Below are 20,430 nucleotides of genomic sequence, written 5' to 3'. Positions count from 1 at the left end.
AACTGGGCCAGATGTCAACAGCTCATAAATCAGGAGAAGAATGGGGAAGCGCGGGATGATGCAGGTGAGACAAAGATCGGCCTTTCACAGACCGGTGTTTCCTGGATACAGCTAAAAAGGATATAGCGAGTCGGCGCCAGGGAGAATACCTTGATAACCAAGGCATCCTGGGCCACATGGCATATTTTTTCCTTGCAGGTCTTGATCTGGGTCTGGACTGTGGCACGAGGACGAGGCTTGGGTTTTGAGGAGGATGAAACCCCGCTGAGGGAAGGCAGCCGCAATCCCAGCGAGATAAGACCTACGCAGATAATCACTAAAACCAGAGAGATCGGTATGCGGCTGTAGTTGGTATACCGTTTCAATTAACTACCTTACCAGTAAATTTAATGAGAAGATCGCATTTTAAATCAAATATATAGATGCAATGATCCCGCCAGATTGACAGAAACTAACAAAATGACCGTAGCGTGTCAATGGGATTGTCAGGACTCACCGTATACAGGCCGCTTGTCATCCGGATAATGCGCGATACTCAGTGTTCAGCCACTTCAGGCTGCCACCGGGATATGAGCCGGGCCAGCTCTAAGCCATCTTCAGCCCGCACAATCTGGTGGAGATAGGTGTCATGCGCCGCATCAGCCATTATCGAGGACCGAGCGACAACCGTTTCGCCATAAAACGCTTCGCTCCGAAAGACGATCTCCAGATCAGCCAACCGGCTTTGCTCCGCAACCGTTTTAGGCACCGTCTCCAATGCCCAGCCTGCGTAGACTACGTTGTTCAAATGGTTGTTGATGTCGAGCTCCTCTCTCCCCACCCGGAATGTAAGTTCCGATTCCGGCTCGGCAAGGCGCGGGATCGTGGCAAAGTCATCAACAATTGCCCGCCTGGCGACCAAAGGGTAAGCTGGGAGCCGACTGGTCTCCACCGGTCTGCGGGTAGCAATGTCCAGTACGGCAAATGAAGCTGTGGCAGCGCCGAGCAACCGACCGTCTGCTGTCGACAGTTCAAATTCTCTGCAGGTAAAGCGGGCATCTCGTGTTGAAGGCCAGGTGCGTAGCAGCAGCTCTTCGCGGGAAGAAACTTCGGCAAACAGCTTAAGATGCATGCGGGAAATGACCCAAGTCAGCCCTTGCGGCAGCAAGTCACGTACCGCAACCCCCAATAGCCGGGCGTGATCACCGGCTACTTCCTGCAGATAGTTAAGAATGGCGGTAACTCGCACCCTACCCTTGGAATCAACCTCATAGGACCTTACGGTAAAGCCCTTTTCAAAAATCGGTGCCATCATTGATCTTTGCCCCACACAGAAAAACCTCCGAACTTCACAACCGTTTCTTGCCGGAACGCGACACTTCCACTATCAGATACGCCACGATCAGCCCGTTTACCAGGAGCACCGTGACCTTGGGCCAGGTAACACTCCGGGTAACTTCATAGATCTCGACCGGGATATAGATCCCCCCGGTCAACACGCCGAACCACTCGGCCCAGCGCTGGCGCAACCAAAGCCCTATTGCTTCGGCAATGCGCACAGAAGCATAGAGCAGTGCCGCACCTGCCATAGCCCACAGCTGAGGGCTATGGACCCGCTCCATAAGGTCAAGGAAAACGCGGGGGTAATGACTGGCGGGATTCAGGTGAAAATGCCGGACAAGCTGGACTGCCGCCTCATGGACGTCTTTGTGGATGTACGCCAGGAGGCCGAAGCCGGTCACAAGAACAAGCACCCCTTTAGCCCCTTCAAAAAGGGCAACCAGATGCAGTCCGCCGGTTCCGAGTTGTTTCCGTTTCTTCTTCCTGGCCATTACAGTCACCGAATGGTTGCCTGTTGTTGCTGTTCAGGGGGCGTCCCAGCCCATGGACCGGCCCAGCCCTTTTGCCCAGAATTGTTTGAGCATGCTTACCCTATCAGACGCCATCAGGGGAGTAAAGAGACGATCACGTTGCCAGAAACGCTCAATTTCGTTCCGATCACTCCAGAAGCCGACCGCGAGACCGGCGAGGTATGCCGCGCCAAGCGCCGTGGTTTCCCGGACCATGGGGCGAACCACATTGACCCCGAGCAAGTCGGCCTGAAACTGCAGCAGCAGATTGTTGACCGACGCGCCGCCATCAACACGCAGCTCGGATAGCAGAACCCCGGAATCTGACTCCATGGCAGCACGGAGGTCATCCGTCTGGAAGGCGATGCTTTCCAGCACGGCACGCGCAATGTGGGCCGCAGTGGTGCCCCGGCTGATACCGACAATGGTTCCCCGCGCATATGGGTCCCAGTGAGGAGCACCCAGCCCTGAAAATGCCGGCACGAAATAGACACCGCCGTTATCGGTAACAGTTGCGGCCAACGCCTCAACCTCGGCTGAGTCGCGGATTATCCCCAGCCCGTCCCGAAGCCACTGCACTGCGGCTCCGGCGATAAACACAGATCCTTCCAGGGCATATTCAGCCGCGCCATTGATCTGCCAGGCCACGGTGGTGAGGAGGTTATGCCCAGAAGTAACCGGTCGTGCCCCGGTATGCATCAGCATGAAGCAGCCGGTGCCATAGGTATTTTTCGCCATCCCCTCTTTACCGCAACCCTGACCAAAGAGCGCAGCCTGCTGGTCGCCCGCCATGCCGCCGATGGGGATAGATTCAAAGATATTGCCCGAGCAGCAGCCATAGACTGAGCTGGAATCAACCACCTTAGGCAACAGCGCAGCCGGGATCCGCAAAATGTCGAGCAGTTCCTTATCCCACTCAAGCGAATGGATATTGAACATCAGGGTGCGCGAGGCGTTGCTGGCATCGGTGATATGCAACCTGCCGCCGGAGAGGTTCCAGGCCAGCCAGCTATCTACGGTGCCGAACGCCAGGTCGCCTGCCTCTGCCCGCTCCCTGGCCCCTGGGATATTGTCCAGCAGCCAGGTCAGTTTGGTCCCGGAAAAGTAGGCATCGAGCACCAGCCCGGTTTTTGCCCGGAAAATCGGCTCCAGCCCATCCTGCTTAAGCCGGTCGCAATGCTGCGCAGTCCGCCGATCCTGCCAGACAATGGCATTATGCAACGGTTCCCCGCTCTTGCGGTCCCAGAGAAGAGTGGTCTCCCGCTGATTGGCAATCCCTATTGCCGCCACATCCCGCGGAGACACCCCGGCACTGGCCAGCGCCTCGGCAGCAACCCCGGCCTGAGACGACCAGATCTCCCTGCCGTCGTGCTCAACCCAGCCGGGCTGAGGGAAAATCTGGCGAAATTCATGCTGGGCAACGGCACGTACTTCCCCCCGAATATCAAACACTATGGCCCGGGAACTGGTAGTCCCTTGATCAAGGGCAAGAATAACGCTGCTCATGACACCTCCCGCAGTTAAGTACCAGCCGACCGTAATTAACACTTAACCATCCCTTGCGACCAAGCGCAACAGGTCATTACATGGATTTTTTTGAATCGGCCTTTTTTCTGGTATCATTGCAACAAGGGCTAACAGAACGGGGCTTACACCATGGCGAAACAATTAGAGATCGCAACACTGGCTGCCGGTTGTTTCTGGTGTGTTGAGGCGGTATTTACCAGGTTAAAGGGAGTGGAGAGCGTTGTCTCGGGTTATAGCGGGGGAGATATCGCAAAACCTAGCTACAATGATGTCTGCAGCGGCGAGACCGGCCATGCCGAGGCGGTGCAGATCAACTTTGATCCTGACATTATCTCTTTTGACGACCTGCTCGATGTTTTTTGGCGGATTCACGACCCGACCACCTTGAACCGCCAGGGTGCCGACATCGGCAGCCAATATCGCTCTGCCATCTTCTACCACGACAGCAAACAACGGGAGGTTGCCGAACAATCCTTGGCGGCAGCCGAAGCGGCCAAGCTCTGGCCCGATCCGATCGTTACCGAGATCGTCCCCTTCGACGTCTTTTACCCTGCGGAAGATTACCACCAGGATTACTACCGCCTGAACCCTCACCAGCCATACTGCCGCTTGGTCATAGACCCCAAGATCAGCAAGCTGCAAAAGAACTTCAGCAACCGGCTGAAAGGGTCATCTCTTGACTAGGCAAGTGCCCAAAGCCATCCGTAAGCTCCCTTTGCCAATTGTTGTCTTCGGTCTGACTCTTATTCTGATCTGTGCTGGAGCGCGGTTTTTCATAATTGAAAGCTTTATCCAGCTCGAAAAAAGAGAGATGCAGCGAAACGTAGATCGAGCCGTCAGGCTCATCAGCGAGGATATCGACCATCTCAATACTCTCTGTAGTGATTATTCAGGGTGGGACGATGCCTACAAATTCGTTCAGGATCGCAACAACAAATTCATTGTAGACAACCTATCGCCGGAAACCTTTGCAAAACTGAGATTGAGCGTTCTTTCCTACTACGACTTCCAAGGCGCGCCAGTTTACGAAGGAGCTTACGACCTGGATCACGGGATAGGAGCCAAATTCCCCGCCTCCCTACGCGAGCATCTCGTCCACACCCAGACACTGACCAACTTTGCTGCGCCGAGCGACAATCGCTTCGGCATCCTGAATCTTCCCGAGGGGGTGCTGCTGGTTGTGGCAAAGCCTGTCATAACCAGCAGCTACAAGGGACCGATCAAGGGAACCTTGGTAATGGGCCGGTTTCTGTCACCCAAAACGGTCGCAAGAATTGCCGACAATCTAAAGCTGCCGCTCAAAATTGTTGCGATCGACAACAAACCTCAAAGCGAAGAGTTCGCCCAGGTGAGACAACTGCTGGCTGCGGGCCAAAAGCTGGCTCTGAAAACTGACCAGAGCGGACAGATTTACGGCTACACCATGCTCGCGGGATTATCTGGAGAGCCGGCACTGATTCTGAGAGTAGACGCCCACAGAAGCATCTATCATGAAGGAGAAAAATCAGTCGCCTACTTTTTGGGCTGGATTATCATCTGCGGAGGCATGGTAACCGGAATTTTCGCCTGGAGCGTCAGGCGCCTTGCCGACTCGCATAAGGAAACTGAACGGTCTGAAGAACGCCACCGGCTCGTGGTAGAACGAACCGATCAGGGAATTCTTCTTGTTGACCCGGGCACGCACATCGTCCTGGACGCAAATCCTGCTTTTTGCCTGCTTGTCGGCCAATCGCTGCAGGACTTGGTCGGAACCTCAGCCTTTACCTTTATTAATGGCGACAAATCATCGATTGACGAAACCATCGAGCGAGCAAAGCACGAAAAACGGGAACTGTCACTGATTCACCGGGATGGGACAAAATTAGTATCGGAAATCTCTATCACTTCCATTCCAACAGAAACCGGAACTGCAGACTGTTACATGTTCCACGACATCTCAATGCAGCGCCGGTTTCAGGACGAACTGCTGCACCAGGCAACGCATGACCAGCTTACCGGCCTCCCAAACAGGTCCCTGCTCAATGATCGGATGGTTCAGGCCATCACCGGTGCCCGTCGTCGTGGAGACTTGGTAGCCCTGCTTCTGATTGATCTCGATCATTTCAAAGTCGTCAACGATACCATGGGGCATGCTACCGGCGACATGCTGCTCAAAAGCGTAGCAAACCGCCTTCTTTCCTTTGTGCGGAGTTCCGATACCCTTGCCCGGTTCGGTGGCGACGAGTTTGTCATCCTGCTCACCTGCATCTCCAACATGAGCGACATAATAACTGTCGCGGAAAATTTCAGCGGCCTTCTGGCCATTCCGTTTGTCATCCAGGATCGGGATTATTTCATGACTGCCAGCGTCGGCATAGCGGTGTTCCCTGATGACGGCGACAGTATCGATGTCCTTGTGAAAAAAGCCGACACCGCCATGTACAATGCCAAGGAGCTCGGCAGAAATGGATTCCAGTTTTTCGCCGAGGAGATGAACCTGAAAATGAATTCCCGACTAAGGGTAGAAACGCAGATGCGCCGCGCTCTTGAACGGAATGAAATGCAGCTTCATTACCAGCCAAAACTCGATATCCGCTCCGGCACCATAAACGGCTTAGAGGCGTTGATCCGCTGGCATAATGACTCATTGGGAATGGTGTCTCCGGCAGAGTTCATCCCAATAGCCGAAGCTTCCGGGTTGATTGTCCAGATCGGAGAGTGGGTGCTTGAGACAGCTTGTAAGCAAACCCTCATCTGGCACAATATGGGTCATGCGTCATTGCGGGTTTCGGTTAACATTTCGACAAGACAGTTTGTCCGACCGGAATTTGTGGATAGAATTGCCGATATTATAGAAAAATGCGGGCTCCCTGCCCAATTTGTCGACCTGGAAATAACGGAAAGCGCCCTGACCCACAATATAAGTGAGACTATCACCATTCTGCAGCGCCTTAAGGCCATGGGGGTCACTATCAGCATCGACGATTTCGGCACAGGCTATTCGTCACTCAACTACCTGAAACGCTTCCCGATTGATACGCTGAAGATAGACAAGTCGTTTGTCGACGATGTTGTGGAACGGACCGAGGATGCCGCAATAGTGGCAACAATTATCGCCATGGCCCATCATATGAATCTCAACGTTGTTGCTGAAGGGGTTGAAACTCTTGAGCAGTTGGATTTACTCAAAAAAGGGGGATGTGAGGAGATCCAGGGTTATTTATTCTGTAAACCGCAGACAGCAGAGGGCCTAACCGATTTCCTCGAATCATTCCGGAGAAAAGGCTGCACGCTGTTGAAGTATAAAAACCGATAAGCCTCCACAGACTGTTTCGCTTTAGCCTTTTCAGGCAGCTGATAAAAAAAGGCTGCCCGGTTTCGGGCAGCCTTCAGGAATCATTCTTGCCAGCGAAGTATCGCTGGCCCTCAAACCTTGAACTTCTCAATCACCCGGTCAAGATCGGTAATGACTCCATTCATGGTATCGATGGCAGTCTTGATCTCTGATACGGTCCCGACCAGATCGCCGGCAATGCCGGCCATGCTTTCCATGTCGCGCGACACAGTTTCCGCAGTGGCTGACTGCTCCTCGGACGCAGTGGCCATTCGTTGAATCATTTCGGCAACGTTGGTCACAGAAGAAGAGATGGTCCCGATTGAGGTCAAGGCGGCAGAGGTCTTTTCTTTGAGCTTGGCAACGCCACGTTTTTCCTCAAGCATGCCGGCGACCGAAATCTTGACCCCCTCCTGCATGTCCTTGATCATCACGCCAATATCATTGGTGGCGCTCGTCGTGCGTTCGGCCAGCGATCGGACCTCGTCAGCGACCACGGCAAAACCTCTCCCCATTTCTCCGGCCCGTGCAGCTTCGATGGCCGCATTGAGAGCAAGCAGGTTGGTCTGGTCAGCCACCCCTTTGATCAGGTCCAGAATCTCCCCGATCTGTTCAGACTTGGCGCCAAGCGATTCAATCTTTTTGCCTGACTCTTCAACACCGATAATAAAGGAGTCGAGTTCGGAAGCGGTCTCCATAATTGTCGTCGCGCCGGATTCCGCCATTTTTCGCATTTCGTTGGCAGCATCGGCAACGGAAGAGGCATCGCGGGCCATTTCCGCCGAAACCTGGACCATCTGCACCATGGCCTCTTTGGTCTGGGTGACAGTCGAGGCCTGTTTCTCTGCCCCGTCACCAACGTCCATGGCGGCCTTATTGAGATGACCGCTGTTGTCATCGAGCCGCTTGACCGCCCCCCGTAGCTCTTCAACCATGCCGTGGAGCCCACCCGACATAGTAAACATGGAACTCTGGACATTACCCATCTCGTCATTGGAAGCGCCGGAGAGATCCACCCTGAGATCTCCCGAGGCGATGGTATCAGCGGCAGAGATCAGTTTTTTCAAAGGAGACGTAACGGAGCGGTAGATCCAGATGCCGAAGAATGACCCGGCAAGCGCGGCAACGACCCAGATGATTCCGACAAGAAGGGTGCTCGACTTAACAACGTTGTTCAATGAAGATACCGATTTTTCCTGGGTTGCCTGGGCCCCTTCAATATTCTTACGACCGATTGCCGCCTGCTCTTCGGCGTATTTCCGGAGTTCGGCGGATGCAGCGGCCGCCCGCGCCTTCAGCTCAATCCTCTTGGAAATCCGGGCGATCACGCCGCTGTCAGAGACGATCATCTCTTCCACTGCGGCAAGCGCAGTAGCCCCGTTACTGAGCATGTTGAGCTCTTCTTTGGCCTTCAGTTTCCTCAAATATCCTTCCAGAGCCTTGCGCGAAACTGCCAGCTCCTTTCTAACCGACTGGATCTGAGCTTTGAGTTCTTCCACCTCTTTCAGTGTGTTGGCAATGAAAACCCTGCTAGTCAAACCATCTAACAACATCGCCTGGGAAAGGAAGGCGGCATTGGCAACCAAAACATTGGTCGAGTCGCCGCTGTTTGAATAAAGCCCTTCCTGGCGGGCCGTTTCATTCTGATAATTTTGCGACGAGGAGTTGATCTCCTGCTCAACCATAATAAGCGAGGCGCCGATCTTCTCTCCAGCCTCAGCGATAAGCCTGTCGCGTGCGGCAGTATCGCCCTTGCCGTCGGCAGCGACAAGAGCATTGAGCTCTTTAATCAACTCAGTCGTTTTGACCTGCGTCATCTTCATGTCTTCGGCAAGCCCTGGATTGCTCTTCGCATGCTCGCTGCTCTTCGCCTTATTGAGCGCCGAATTGAATCTTCCTTGGGCCAGCATGATCGATTTTTTCGTATTTGCCCTCTGAAGATCATTGAAAGCGAGCTGCATGTCCTTCAAAGTCAAGCGCAACATCTCGACATTGCGCAGATTAGAGGAAACCTTTCCAGTCGCAGCCACCGACTGGGAGTAGGCGCGGCTGGTGGTGGACTGCAACCCTCTTACCCGCTTGTCCAAGGCGTTCAACCGCTGCCTGACACCGGTCAACTCCTGGCCGATCTTCTGAGAGACCTGCTGAGCTGCGGCCTCTGCCGCAAGGCGCTGGCCGGTCAGGGAGACAAGTTCGTCAGCAACAGTTTTCAGCTTGGTCTCAGCCTTCTCGCCGCTCATCGCGGCAAGTTCGTTCTGAGCCTTGATGGCTTCAGCAACCGCAGTTTCGCCACGACTTTTTGCCGCCTGAAAAGCTGCTTCATTCTGGGTCCCCTCAAGACTGGCCAGTTCAGCCAGCGCAGCATGCAGCGAGCGCTGGGCTTCCATGGTCTTTATCTGGAAAGGGGTGCTCTTCTGGGTCAGTTCCCGAAGAGTGGCCCGCACCTTCGACATCCCGACAATGCTGGTGATAGCGACTGTAGACGCAATCGCCAGCACAAACAGGGTGTTTATGAGCAACTTTGACCTGATCTTCATGGTGCAACTCCTTAACGGCAATCAATGCTGACACCAGCATACCGGATAAAAGAGGGAGGTGCATTACCCGCACCTCCCGATCGAACGAAGGTTCAGGGTTTTACATATTTCTGGCCATCGCCTTTGATGAAATCCAGCAACCGCTTGATCTTGGCACTGGGGCTCCCTTTGGTCACTGCAACCACTGGCCGGACAAACTCCGGCATCTGGGGAATCTTGTTTCCCTGGGCACTCAGGGAGTAGGGACCGAAGCCGATAGCGTTGGGATTGGCAGCAATGGTATTGGTGATTTCGGGGTATGTCGGGACATCAAGATTGTCTTTCAGGTAATCGGCGCCATCAAGGGCCATCTTTTTGAACGCCCCCATGGTTGCCGGGTTTTGCGTGGAGATGATGGCCATGATCGCGTCATCATTGCCGCCGACCTCTTTCCAGTTCTGGATCTTGCCGGTATAGATCCCTTTGATCTGCTCCTTCGTGAGTGCCTTTACCGGATTGTCCTTATTAATGGCAACATAGATCTGGCTCTTGCCGATGGTCTCTACATGGTAGACCGACTTGTCCTTGACCTCATAGTTCTCCTTCTTAAGTGCGGCAAGAAGATCATCAAACGATGAGCCGGCAAAGACCACTTCGGAATCACCGCGGTCGAAAACCTTGAATGATATGGTGGCGCCGCCGAAAATCAGGTTGATCTTGTCACCAGTGGCCTTCTCGAATGGTGCGGTGATCGGCTTGATAATACTGTCAGCCGGAGCCCCGCCGGCGGAGATTTTTATCTCTTCTGCCAAACATGACCCGGAACATAGCGCAAACAGTGCAGCACCGATAGCAAACGGCTTCAGCATTCTTTTCATAATCCCCTCCTGGCAAGCGTGTAGAATTCTTGTCTTTTCCTAATCGCCTTTTGGGAGGAAATCTTTAGGACAAAATTCCTCTTGTTGCTTCAAAAACCAAATGGGCAGATTGTCTGCATCCGGCACGTTCACGAACGACACAGGTACCTATTTATTACATGCTTTTTACAATTCAAACACAGCTTCAAATACTGCTACCATTGCCAGACCGTCATAAAGCCTCTTGAATACTAATAGATGAAAAATCAATTGAAATTATCAACCGTTTCTTGAATACACCCAAAAGCTGGTTATACTGATACGCGGTTATCGTTTTCATTTGACAGCAACTAAAGTATAAGTCGCCGAATTGCTTTAATGAAAATCAAGTTTAGCACTAGCGTACAGTGGAATATGTAATGTGATTTGGCAGATATTCATTTTCAATGGAGCGGAATATGAAAAAGAAGGCGTTGATTGCTGTTGTGACATGCGCGCTGGCCATGGCAGGAAACTCAACGGCTAAAGGGGCTGATCCCCTTCTGGAGCCGTCAACCCAGGTGGAGGAACGTAGCACTCCAACCGAAGCTCAGGAACTGCTGATGTTTTTCGAGGAGCAGGACCTGGTCACTGCCACCAAGCGCCACACCACGCTGCGCAAAGCTCCGGCCATTGCCACCATTATCACTGCCGACGAGATCAGGAACATGGGAGCGCGCAACCTTGAGGATGTTTTGAAGATGGTGCCCGGCTTCGGTATCTCGACCAATGAGTGGGGCACCCACATGGTCGAAGTACGCGGCATCAGGACCGGTGCCAGCGAAAAGATCCTGGTGATGATCGACGGCCATTCCCTGAACAGGAATACCAACGGTAGCGCCCTGGTGTACAACGTCGCCAACAAACTGCCGATGGAGAATATCAAACAGGTTGAGGTAGTGCGTGGGCCGGGTTCGGCCCTCTATGGCAATAGCGCCTTTGTGGCCACCATCAACATCATCACCCGCAATGCCGAGGAAATCGACGGGGTTGAACTCAAAGCTGGTGGTGGCAGTTTCGATACCTGGAAGGGCAACCTGGTCGGGGGCAAGGCGATTGGTGACAAATTTACGGCTTCAGGCAGCCTGGATTATTTTCAGACCGACGGACCGAAGCTGACTGTCGAGGCCGATACCTTGACCGGCACTCCCTTTTCAAAAGCCCCGGGAGCACCGAGCCTAGAATCCAAGCAGACAGACGCCTTCCTAAAAGTTGGCTACGGCGATCTAACCTTCCGCGGCCATTACTATACCCAGCAGGAAAACAATTATATAGGTTTGGCATCGGCCCTTACCGATGGCAAAGGCGGCAATCTCGACACCTACTGGGGTGAATTGGCTTACGGCTTACAACTTGTGGATGGGCTTTCGGCGAACCTGAAACTCTATTATGACTATTACGATCAAAACGGACAGGTAAAGATTTATCCGAACGGCTTTGCCGGCGTTTTTCCTGATGGGATGATCGGAGACCCTAAACTGAAAAACCGCACCATTGGCGGCGAACTGCAGATGGATTGGGACCTTTTCTCCGGCAACCATCTGATTGCAGGGCTGTCTTACGAGGTATTGAGTCAGTACGATGTCAAGCAACTGGCCAACTTCAACCCGACTACCGGCGCCCCTCTCGGCTCGGTACAGGAAGTTGCCAACTGGAACAAGGATGCCACCCGCCAGATCTTTGCCACCTACCTGCAGGACGAATGGCAGTTATTGGAGCAGGTCAACCTGACTGCCGGAGCACGCTACGATCATTACAGCGACTTCGGCGATACTTTCAATCCGCGGGTCGGATTGGTTTGGAGCTTCCTGGAGAATGCCGACCTGAAGCTGCTCTATGGCCAGGCATTCCGCGCCCCAAACTTCCAGGAACTATACAATATCAATAACCCGGTGGTGGTCGGCAATCCCAACCTCAAGCCGGAACGGATCGAGACTTACGAGGCCGGCTTGGCCTGGCGCCTAAACCGCTATTTTGCTGCTGATATGAACTATTTCTACAGCACCATCGACGACCAGGTCGGCTGGGATACCACAACCACGCCAGCCATCAATGCCAATATCGGCAAGTCGCAGACCCAGGGGGTTGAGATGGGTGTAAACGGCGCTTACGGGGCTGACATCTACTGGAAACTGGCCTATGCCTGGCAGGACCCGCGCGACGCCAATACCGATCAACGGCTCCCCTATGTGCCGGCACACCGTGCCTCAGGCATAGTGAATTATGCCCTGACAAAATACCTTAACCTGCACACCAACCTGCTCTGGACTGGACCGCGCCCCCGACCACAGGGGGACAACCGGCCGGAGATGGCGTCCTATACCACTGTAGATCTGGCAGTGACGCTGAAGAATTTTTTTGAAACTCTGGAAATCCAGGCAGCGGTTCGCAATCTATTTGATCAGCGTTACAAGGACCCGGACACCTCCGGTGGCGCACTGAACCTTGCCGGGACCGGGCCAAAAGTTCCGGGCGATTTCCCTCGCGAAGGGATTTCATTTTTAGTATCAGCAAGTTACAAGTTTTAGCCTGTTACGGTTTAGACTGCGAGGGATTCCACGCTCGTTTTTGCGCCCCTTCGTAGAGGATATGGCCGCATGATAATGGGAAAAGAGTCCCCTCGGGTTGTTGAGCGCTCTCAATGAAGCATGGCGGCATGCCGGCCAGGAATGCCGGGAAGACAAACAGATAATATTCGCGAGTCGACAAACCCAGATCAGCGCCTAAGGCGGCGGCAATGGCGCCGAAATTCATGCCGAGCCGCCAACGGCCGGAGAGCAAGAATTCGTTAACCGTAAAGGCCAGCCGCAAATGTGGTCCCTGGTCAAGTCCGAGCGAGCGAGCCAGAGCCATAATTGGGGCGATGCGCTCATCACCGGATGCAAGGGGTCGCCCAAAGCCGGCGATGCCTCGGTGTTTTTTCAACTCCTTCTGCACGCAGTCGGCAAGCTCGGCTCCGTTGTCCAACTCCTTGCGAGTAGTAATAATAAATTCAACTGCCTTGATATCTATGCCACGTCCGTAAATTGAGGCCTCGGAAACTGCAAGTGCCGCAGCTACCCCCAAGGTTCCGGTGCTGCGCGCGCTGCCTGCCAAGGCAGCCACCCGGTTGTTCCAGATGCGGGCATCCGGATAACTTGTATAGACCCAGATCGCATGCATCAGCCGCAGTTGCTCCCTGGTAAAGCGGCGACCGGTGATGCCGAAGACATAGAGCTCGACCCAATCCATATCTTTCAGTTCCACATGTAGGTCATGGCCGCGGAACACCGCTCGTTCACCGGGGAAGCAGCCCCCCATACGGCTCTTCAGGCAATCGGCATGCTGCTGCAAAAGTTCGGGCCCGTTCATTTGACCTCCTCGGAGTCGCTTTCAAGCTCTATCTTGAAAAACGGAAATTTCTTGTGGCCATACTTCCACTGTTCCAGGGCATGGGCTGCGGCTCCGGGCAGGCGCAACAACAGGAAGAGCATCTCCCCCTGCTCCGGGGAAAATCCAAGGTCAGAGAATGCTGCTGCCGCCACACCGCTCATGGCCAAGGGGCAGCCTGCAGCAGCCTCAAGGCTTGACAGGTTTTCCTCAAGCCAGGGAAGCCGGGGCCCGGTGCTCATAGCGGCAAGACAGGCAATGGTTTGCTTCACGATGGTGGTCGTGGTGACGCCGTGCGGGTCGAATCCGGGCGGGTGTTCCGGTGTCGGCCAGATTGAGGCCGTGTCGTCGCCAGGGGCAGTCATCCGGCGCTGCCAGGCATCAAGGTCCATGCCGCAACTGTGCCACGCCTCCATGGACAGCAACAGTTCGCGGCCTCCGGAGAGTTGTCCCGCGCCAACAGCCAGGGCAGCAATCAAGGAAGCGGCAGCCGTTGACCCGCCGACACCGCCGCACATGGCGGCATGCACCGATGGGTCGCGCGGGCCTGGGTTGGCCAGAGCCACAGCAACAGCTTCAAGCAGTTCAGACTGAGCAGGTGTTGGGGCATCGCCGCGAAAGAGCAAATAGAGCATCTCCACCCAGCGAGCCTGGCCAAGCATAGCGCCGTAAACATCATAGCCATGGCAGTAAGCAGCCCTGGTCGCAAAGGGGTTGTCCGGCTCCGGTTCTTCCAGCCAGATACGGGTTCGAATCTGTTCGGCAGGTTTCTCGTCACTCATACTCTCACCTATAAAAGAGATATTCTGCTCTGCTAAAGAAGGCTCATGCCGCCATCCACCACGATCTCGTCACCAACGATATACGAGGAATCATCGGAAGCGAGAAACAATGCAACCTTGGCGACTTCTTCCGATTCGCCGAAACGCTTTAGCGGCGATTTGCCCTGGATTTCGGCCTTGACCATTTGTTCGACCTCGTTCGGCAGACCTACCCTACCATACATCGGTGTGGCGATCGGGCCGGGGCTGATGGCATTGACTCGAATCCCCCTGCCGATCAACTCCAAGCCCAGCGATTTTACCAAGGAGCGCTGCGCTGCCTTGCAGGCGCCGTACACGCTGAAGTTGGGAGATCCCATCTGGTTGGTGATTGAAGTTGTGATAATTACCGAGGAGCCATTCGCCAGCAGTGGCAAAGCCTTCTGAATGGTAAAAAAGATCCCCTTGATGTTGACTGCCACCATCTCGTCAAAGATGTTTTCTGCCACCAACTCAAACGGCGCTGCCAGGGCCATGCCGGCATTGACAAACAGAACATCCAGTTGTCCGCACCGCTCCTTTGCAACATTCATCAACTGTTCGATATCAGCAAGATTGCCGGCGTCGCTCTGCACAGCGAGGACATCCTCGCCCAGAGCCGTCCGCGCCTCTGCCAGACTTGCCTGATCGCGTCCAGTGATAATGAGACTCGCCCCGTGTTCCCTAAAGAGTCTGGCAGTAGCCAGTCCGATACCGCTGTTGCCCCCCGTGATCAGGGCGTTCTTGCCGGATAGTTTCTGCATTGATGTTCCTCCTTGGTACCCGCCCCAGGAATCCGGGTGAAATTTTTGTTTTGAAAAACAGTTAAACAAAATATCGCAAAAAATGTCGATATGCAGCCAGTGCCTGAATTTTTCCCAGATTGACAATGCCACATCTCAGGCAAAATGCAAATTTTGGAGAAAAATTAAGAAAAGATTTCAGAATAGTTACCAAGCACTCGATATAACGAGAAAGGAGAATGCGATGAATGCTGCAGAGGTCATTGTCGATTATCTGGAAAAACATGGCGTGGAGTATGTCTTTGGCGTTCCCGGCGGGGCGATTGAGCCGCTCAACAACGCCCTGCACAAGAGCAAGATCAAGGTGATCGTGGCCAAGCACGAAGAAGGAGCGGCTTTCATGGCTGACGGTTTTGCCAGGGTCAGCGGTAATATTTCCGTCTGTTGCAGCACCGCAGGGCCCGGCGCCACAAACATGATTACCGGCCTGGCCTCATCCTGTGGCGATTCCATCCCAGTGATCGCTCTGACCGGCCAGGTGGCAACCTCTTTATTCGGCAAAGGGGCCATCCAGGAATTTGCCGTGCAGAGCTTCAGCATCGTCAGCATGTTCCGGCATATCTCTAAATACAGCGACATCGTTATCAACGAAAAAAAGGCCTGGGAGATGATCTCCAAGGCAAGAAGACTGGCGCTAAGCGGCAGAAAAGGACCGGTTCACCTGAATCTCCCCACTGATATCATGAAACGCAAGGCCGGGGATAGCAACGGACGCTGCAATACCACTCAGGTTCTGGGGTTTGACCGGGAAGGGGTCATAGAGGCGGCAAAGCTCTTGATGGAAGCGGAAAGGCCAGTCATCGTGGCCGGCTGGGGTTCGGTGCTTTCGCAAGCAGATAAAGAGCTGTTGATGCTGGCTGAGATGATGGACATCCCGGTTGCCACCTCTCCCAAGGCCAAGGGTGTCATCAGCGAGGCGCACCCTTTATCCCTTGGGGTATTGGGATTCGCCGGTTCCCTGGTTTCACAAGAATACATTCTCAGCAGGGATGTGGATGTCATGCTGGCAGTCGGAACCAGTTTCAATGAATTCGTGACATCAGGCTGGGACAAGAGATTGCGGCCAATGAAATCTTTAATTCAGATCGATATCGACTGTAATGAAATCGGTAAAAACTACTATGTGGACGTCGGTATCGCCGGAGACGCCAAAACCGTTTTGCATGAACTGGCCCACCAGTTGCTCAGACAAAGCAAGACCAGTGGCAAACTGGGCGTTAGCAGGCGTCAGGAAGTTCAGGCCATCAAGGAAGAGTTCGCAGTGACACCAGACACCTGTGACAACCTCCCTTACAAGCCGGCACGAATGATCAAAGATCTGTCCGACAGCCTGCCGGAAGACACTATTTACTTTGTCGACAACGGTAACAGCATGGCCTGGGCTATTCACCACTTGCCGATTACCCAGCCCTATACCTTTTATGTCGGCCTCGGCTTTGCGTCCATGGGGTTTGCGACAGCAGCGGCAATCGGGGCAAAGCTTGCTGCCGGTGCCAGACCGGTGGTATCCATAGTGGGAGACGGCTCCTTCCTGATGAACGGCATGGAGGTGGCTACTGCCGTCAATTACAAGATTCCGGTGATCTGGGTGGTCATGAACAACTCCATGCTCGGCATGGTTTACCATGCCAGGAAACTCTCAGGGATACCGGAAGGGATTCCCTCCGGATTTGCGCCGGTGGATTTCGTGAAACTCGCTGAGGGGTTGGGCGCCAGGGGTATCAGAATTACGGAACCGGGCCAGATAAACCGGGAACTTATTGAAGAAATCATATCATCCGGCATGCCAACCGTGCTCGATGTCATCATCGACCAAGAAGCAGTGCCGCCGATACAATCGCGCATAGCATCACTGGAAAAACTGTACACTTAAAAAAAGATGGTATATTTCATTCTGGTAACGACAAATCCAACTATTCTTTGGCACTCCACCTATTGAGAACCAACCGGAACCGGCTCATTGAACATCACAGTACCCCATAACAGGACTCCTCAGCTCTCAAATCGCCATTTTCACTCCACGGTGTTTTTACTGCTATTCCTGGTGCTATTGGCCTCACCCGCCTACGCCGCCAAAGTCCTCATAATCGGAGATACCCAGTTTGCCCTGGTTAGCGATGTTGTCTCCGAGATCCAGCTGGGCCTCAGAACCCAGGGCAAAGAGTATGCTACCTCGGAAATAAAGGGAAGACTTGGTGCCGTTGTGGAACGGGAGGCAGCGCAGATCGTCGTTGCCCTGGGGATGGATGCGCTCAGCGAAGCCATGCGGTTGCCACCTTCGGTTGCCGTGGTCTATGGACTCGTGGTAGTCCCGCCAAAGAGCGGCAGAGCCAACATCACCGGTGTCTACATGTCACCTCCGGTAAGCGAATATGTGGCGGCTATCAGAAAATATCTCCCCTCGATTGCCAGAGTTTCGGTAGTGGGCAGCCCAAACCTGGTAAAAGGGCTGCTCACTAGTGAAGCAGCCCATATTGACACTTATCATGTTACCAGTTCAGCGGAACTGGTCAGTACCGTCAACCGGCTCCAAGGCGCCAGATCACTATTGCTGCTTCCTGATACAAGCCTTCTCACCGCTCAGGTCATGGCAAATATCTACCTGTTCTCGTTCAGGAACAATATCCCGCTGCTCGGCATCTCGGAGGCGAACGTCAAGCAAGGATCACTCTTTGCCCTGGTATTCGACCCCAAAACGGTCAGCAGACAAATTGCCGAAAAGGTGCAAGCCATTCTGAGCGGGAGCGAGGCTGCCGAAATCTCGTCGTCTCCGCCGCGAAGATACAATCTGTACGTCAACAGCAATACTGCGCGGAAGATGGGAATTGCCATACCGGATGAAATGTTGAAAAAGGCAAAGAAGGTCTATCAATGACACCGGACCGGATAATGACAGGCCCACAGCACAGCAACGATCCTATGCCCGGACAGCGCCGCAATAGATTCAAGGCCCTGGTTCCTTTGACATTCAAGGGACAGGCGTTGTTGTTTCTGTTCCCGATGATCATCATTATCTCCCTGATTTATACCCTTGAGTCGATCTCCACTGAGAGAAAAATTCTGCGCAACGAAATCATCGAAAAGGGAGAAACCGTCGCTGCCCTTGCCGCCGGCAACGCCGAGCTGTCGCTGTTGTCAGAAAATATCGAGCAACTGAGAAGCTCGGCTCGTTCAGTGATGGCTATTAAAGACATTGCATTCGTATCGTTCCTGACCACACGCGCAGAAGTTTTGCTCCATGAGGGAAAACGCCATCCGGTCGGGACGTTGCTGGATAAAGCTTCGACGCTGGCACCCAGTTTTTCCGAACATGACGATTTTTTTGAATTCATGGTGCCGGTTTTTACCGTAAAAGCGAGTGAAGGGTTCTTTCTTCTGGAAGGAAACGAATCAACGCCGACCGTAAGGGAGCAAATCGGCTGGGTGCGCATCGGTCTCTCCAAAGAGGTCATGAGCAAATCCGAACGCCAAATTATCATCCGCGGCGCCTTACTGGCAGTTGCCTTTTCCACTGCCGGCGTGCTGCTGCTTTACCTGTTCATAACTCTGGCATCACGTCCCTTGTATACCCTTATTAACGCTGTTAAGGAGATCCAGGAAGGGGAGCATCCGGAGGTATCGGTCAATTCCCCCAAAAGCGAAATCGGGAAACTGTCGACCGAATTCAACCGGATGAGCCGCGCCATAAAGGAGCGGGAAGATGAATTGAAACGCCATCGCGACCACCTCGAAGACCTGGTTGCGGAGCGGACGACGGAATTGACTCTTGCCAAGGAGCAGGCAGAATCAGCCAACCGCGCCAAGAGCGATTTCCTTTCCAGTATGAGCCATGAACTGCGTACGCCGTTGAACGCCATTCTCGGCTATGCCCAGATTCTCAAACGCCAGGAAAACCTGAACGAAACCCAGCAACAACAGCTGGAGATCATGCGCTCCAGCGGTGAGCACCTGCTGATGCTGATCAATGACATCCTGGATGTGGGCAAGATCGAGGCATGCAAAATGGATATCGACGAAGCCCCCTTTGACCTTCCTGCTCTTGTGCGCCAGGTGTTTAATCTCACCAAACTGCAGGCAGAGGAGAAGGAGCTGCGATTCCTTTATGAAGCAACAACCACTCTGCCGCAATATGTCAAAGGAGATGAACGCAAGCTTCGGCAAATCCTGTTAAATCTGCTGAGCAATGCAGTCAAGTATACCCGCAAAGGAGGAATCACCCTTCGCGTGGCCTATGATTATGCCGAAGACGGCATCTTACGCTGTGAAGTGACCGACACTGGTGTCGGTATCCCCCAGGAAAAGCTTGAAACAATTTTCGACCGGTTTACTCAGCTGGCAACCAACCGACAGGTCCGGGAAGGAACCGGATTGGGGCTGAATATCACCAAACGCCTGCTGACACTTATGCATGGCACAATCACGGTAGAAAGCAAAATCGGCACTGGAAGCACTTTCCTTATGGAACTGCCGTTGCCGCAGGTTTTGGAGATGGAGATCACTCCGTACAAGTTGCAGCAACAAAGCATTGTCGGCTATTATGGAGAGCGCAAGAGTATCCTGGTGGCAGACGACAACATCAACAACACTTCCGTGCTGGTCTCGCTGCTGGAACCGCTCGGATTCGTTGTGTCTACTGCGGAAAACGGTCGGTATGCCCTGCAAAGCGCGCTGAGCCATTCTCCGGATCTGGTAATCATGGATCTGGTCATGCCCGACATAGACGGTTTTGAAGCTGCTCGGGCAATCCGCAAGACTCCGGAGCTTTCCGGGACCAAAATCATTGGCGCCTCAGCAACTGTCACTGATTCGGCATACAAAGAAGACTTCATGTCAATCTGTGACGCTTTCGTGACCAAACCGATCCAGATGGATCTGCTCCTTGAGCGGATCAGGGAACAGCTCGCGATAGAATGGAACGTGGTAAAGCCCGACTTCCAGACCTCACAGTATGTCGCTCCAGGTGAAGATGAGCCGACCACGCAGGAGATTCCGTCACCGGATGGGCTTGAAGAGGTATATGAGCTGGCCCTGCTGGGCGATGTGCGAAAAATCCAGGCTTGGGCAGCTCAGCTGGCCATTGATGAACCGCAATACCGTTTTTTTGCAGAAAGAATCCTCGAACTGGCCGGCAGCTACCGGACAAAGGCGATCCTGGCCCTGCTTAAAGAATACATGGAGAAAACAAGGGAGTGCCGACATGAGGACAACTGCACCCCCTCGTAATTGATGGTGATCGGAAGAACACGGACCTTGCTACCGATTACCTTGCAGACCCTGCCTGCAATCCTTGTGGCTGAAGATGGTGAAAGCGGCATTGCCAGGTCTGCATACGCCCGACCGAATTTGCTGCTACATGATGACACGATGCCTGGAATCC

General features: G+C 53.7%; 15 protein-coding genes. 6 read left to right on the top strand and 9 right to left on the bottom strand.

Going from position 1 to position 20,430, the window contains the following annotated elements:
• Positions 1-29: 29 nt before the first annotated feature.
• The 4 genes from KI809_RS13395 to glpK all read right to left on the bottom strand — a co-directional run bounded on the left by KI809_RS13395 (position 30) and on the right by glpK (position 3,335).
• Positions 30-365 (bottom strand): hypothetical protein, encoded by a 336-nt coding sequence (locus tag KI809_RS13395; protein WP_214172074.1) that lies wholly within the window; start codon positions 363-365, stop codon positions 30-32.
• 170 nt (positions 366-535) lie between these two features.
• Positions 536-1,294: an acyl-[acyl-carrier-protein] thioesterase gene (locus KI809_RS13390; RefSeq protein WP_214172073.1), complete on the bottom strand. Its 759-nt coding sequence runs from the start codon at positions 1,292-1,294 to the stop codon at positions 536-538.
• 34 nt (positions 1,295-1,328) lie between these two features.
• Positions 1,329-1,811, bottom strand: coding sequence for a DUF2127 domain-containing protein (locus KI809_RS13385; protein ID WP_214172072.1), 483 nt, complete (start codon positions 1,809-1,811; stop codon positions 1,329-1,331).
• 33 nt (positions 1,812-1,844) lie between these two features.
• Positions 1,845-3,335 carry a glycerol kinase GlpK gene (glpK, locus tag KI809_RS13380; protein ID WP_214172071.1) on the bottom strand — a complete coding sequence of 497 codons (1,491 nt, stop codon included), beginning with the start codon at positions 3,333-3,335 and terminating at the stop codon, positions 1,845-1,847.
• A gap of 150 nt (positions 3,336-3,485) precedes the next feature.
• On the opposite strand from glpK, the gene msrA reads away from it, so the two are divergent.
• Together msrA and KI809_RS13370 are read left to right on the top strand one after the other, a co-directional pair.
• Complete coding sequence (gene msrA, locus KI809_RS13375) at positions 3,486-4,040, top strand: peptide-methionine (S)-S-oxide reductase MsrA (protein WP_214172070.1); 555 nt, start codon at positions 3,486-3,488, stop codon at positions 4,038-4,040.
• Positions 4,033-6,651 (top strand): bifunctional diguanylate cyclase/phosphodiesterase, encoded by a 2,619-nt coding sequence (locus tag KI809_RS13370; RefSeq protein ID WP_214172069.1) that lies wholly within the window; start codon positions 4,033-4,035, stop codon positions 6,649-6,651. The genes msrA and KI809_RS13370 overlap by 8 nt, the downstream gene beginning before the upstream one ends.
• A gap of 110 nt (positions 6,652-6,761) precedes the next feature.
• Here KI809_RS13370 and KI809_RS13365 read toward each other — a convergent pair whose 3' ends face one another.
• Both KI809_RS13365 and KI809_RS13360 read right to left on the bottom strand, forming a co-directional pair.
• A complete protein-coding gene (locus tag KI809_RS13365) occupies positions 6,762-9,206 on the bottom strand; it encodes a methyl-accepting chemotaxis protein (protein WP_214172068.1) in 2,445 nt (814 codons plus the stop codon).
• A 92-nt stretch (positions 9,207-9,298) separates the two neighbouring features.
• Complete coding sequence (locus KI809_RS13360; protein ID WP_214172067.1) at positions 9,299-10,063, bottom strand: substrate-binding domain-containing protein; 765 nt, start codon at positions 10,061-10,063, stop codon at positions 9,299-9,301.
• A gap of 437 nt (positions 10,064-10,500) precedes the next feature.
• Here KI809_RS13360 and KI809_RS13355 point away from each other — a divergent pair, with 437 nt between their 5' ends.
• Positions 10,501-12,609 carry a TonB-dependent receptor plug domain-containing protein gene (locus KI809_RS13355; protein WP_214172066.1) on the top strand — a complete coding sequence of 703 codons (2,109 nt, stop codon included), beginning with the start codon at positions 10,501-10,503 and terminating at the stop codon, positions 12,607-12,609.
• A 4-nt stretch (positions 12,610-12,613) separates the two neighbouring features.
• On the opposite strand, the gene KI809_RS13350 is transcribed toward KI809_RS13355, so the two are convergent.
• The 3 genes from KI809_RS13350 to KI809_RS13340 are packed head-to-tail and all read right to left on the bottom strand — an operon-like array spanning position 12,614 to position 15,014.
• On the bottom strand, positions 12,614-13,432 hold the full coding sequence (locus KI809_RS13350; protein ID WP_214172065.1) for a citrate synthase family protein: 819 nt from the start codon (positions 13,430-13,432) through the stop codon (positions 12,614-12,616).
• Positions 13,429-14,232: a citryl-CoA lyase gene (locus KI809_RS13345; RefSeq protein WP_214172064.1), complete on the bottom strand. Its 804-nt coding sequence runs from the start codon at positions 14,230-14,232 to the stop codon at positions 13,429-13,431. Before KI809_RS13345 ends, KI809_RS13350 begins: the two co-directional genes overlap by 4 nt.
• A gap of 32 nt (positions 14,233-14,264) precedes the next feature.
• Positions 14,265-15,014 carry an SDR family oxidoreductase gene (locus KI809_RS13340; RefSeq protein ID WP_214172063.1) on the bottom strand — a complete coding sequence of 250 codons (750 nt, stop codon included), beginning with the start codon at positions 15,012-15,014 and terminating at the stop codon, positions 14,265-14,267.
• Between the two features lie 223 nt (positions 15,015-15,237).
• Here KI809_RS13340 and KI809_RS13335 point away from each other — a divergent pair, with 223 nt between their 5' ends.
• The 3 genes from KI809_RS13335 (at position 15,238) to KI809_RS13325 (ending at position 20,276) form a co-directional block, all read left to right on the top strand.
• The gene (locus KI809_RS13335; protein ID WP_214172062.1) at positions 15,238-16,926 is read left to right on the top strand and encodes a thiamine pyrophosphate-binding protein; all 1,689 of its coding nucleotides are present in this window, start codon (positions 15,238-15,240) and stop codon (positions 16,924-16,926) included.
• A gap of 87 nt (positions 16,927-17,013) precedes the next feature.
• On the top strand, positions 17,014-17,928 hold the full coding sequence (locus KI809_RS13330; RefSeq protein ID WP_214172061.1) for an ABC transporter substrate-binding protein: 915 nt from the start codon (positions 17,014-17,016) through the stop codon (positions 17,926-17,928).
• 14 nt (positions 17,929-17,942) lie between these two features.
• Positions 17,943-20,276, top strand: a complete 2,334-nt coding sequence (locus KI809_RS13325) for an ATP-binding protein (protein WP_214172060.1) — start codon at positions 17,943-17,945, stop codon at positions 20,274-20,276.
• The last annotated feature ends 154 nt before the right edge of the window (positions 20,277-20,430 follow it).

Origin of the sequence: Geoanaerobacter pelophilus, assembly GCF_018476885.1 — a bacterium.
Classification (GTDB): domain Bacteria; phylum Desulfobacterota; class Desulfuromonadia; order Geobacterales; family DSM-12255; genus Geoanaerobacter; species Geoanaerobacter pelophilus.
Note: the sequence above shows the minus strand (reverse complement) of the source record. Positions and strands in the feature narration are given on the sequence as shown.

Excerpts from the sequence above, each read along its gene's own strand:
- KI809_RS13335 (WP_214172062.1), top strand. The coding sequence starts at position 15,238 with ATGAATGCTGCAGAGGTCATTGTCGATTATCTGGAAAAACATGGCGTG.
- KI809_RS13360 (WP_214172067.1), bottom strand. The coding sequence starts at position 10,063 with ATGAAAAGAATGCTGAAGCCGTTTGCTATCGGTGCTGCACTGTTTGCG.
- KI809_RS13385 (WP_214172072.1), bottom strand. The coding sequence starts at position 1,811 with ATGGCCAGGAAGAAGAAACGGAAACAACTCGGAACCGGCGGACTGCAT.
- glpK (WP_214172071.1), bottom strand. The coding sequence starts at position 3,335 with ATGAGCAGCGTTATTCTTGCCCTTGATCAAGGGACTACCAGTTCCCGG.
- KI809_RS13340 (WP_214172063.1), bottom strand. The coding sequence starts at position 15,014 with ATGCAGAAACTATCCGGCAAGAACGCCCTGATCACGGGGGGCAACAGC.
- KI809_RS13365 (WP_214172068.1), bottom strand. The coding sequence starts at position 9,206 with ATGAAGATCAGGTCAAAGTTGCTCATAAACACCCTGTTTGTGCTGGCG.
- msrA (WP_214172070.1), top strand. The coding sequence starts at position 3,486 with ATGGCGAAACAATTAGAGATCGCAACACTGGCTGCCGGTTGTTTCTGG.
- KI809_RS13325 (WP_214172060.1), top strand. The coding sequence starts at position 17,943 with ATGACAGGCCCACAGCACAGCAACGATCCTATGCCCGGACAGCGCCGC.
- KI809_RS13345 (WP_214172064.1), bottom strand. The coding sequence starts at position 14,232 with ATGAGTGACGAGAAACCTGCCGAACAGATTCGAACCCGTATCTGGCTG.
- KI809_RS13350 (WP_214172065.1), bottom strand. The coding sequence starts at position 13,432 with ATGAACGGGCCCGAACTTTTGCAGCAGCATGCCGATTGCCTGAAGAGC.
- KI809_RS13355 (WP_214172066.1), top strand. The coding sequence starts at position 10,501 with ATGAAAAAGAAGGCGTTGATTGCTGTTGTGACATGCGCGCTGGCCATG.
- KI809_RS13390 (WP_214172073.1), bottom strand. The coding sequence starts at position 1,294 with ATGATGGCACCGATTTTTGAAAAGGGCTTTACCGTAAGGTCCTATGAG.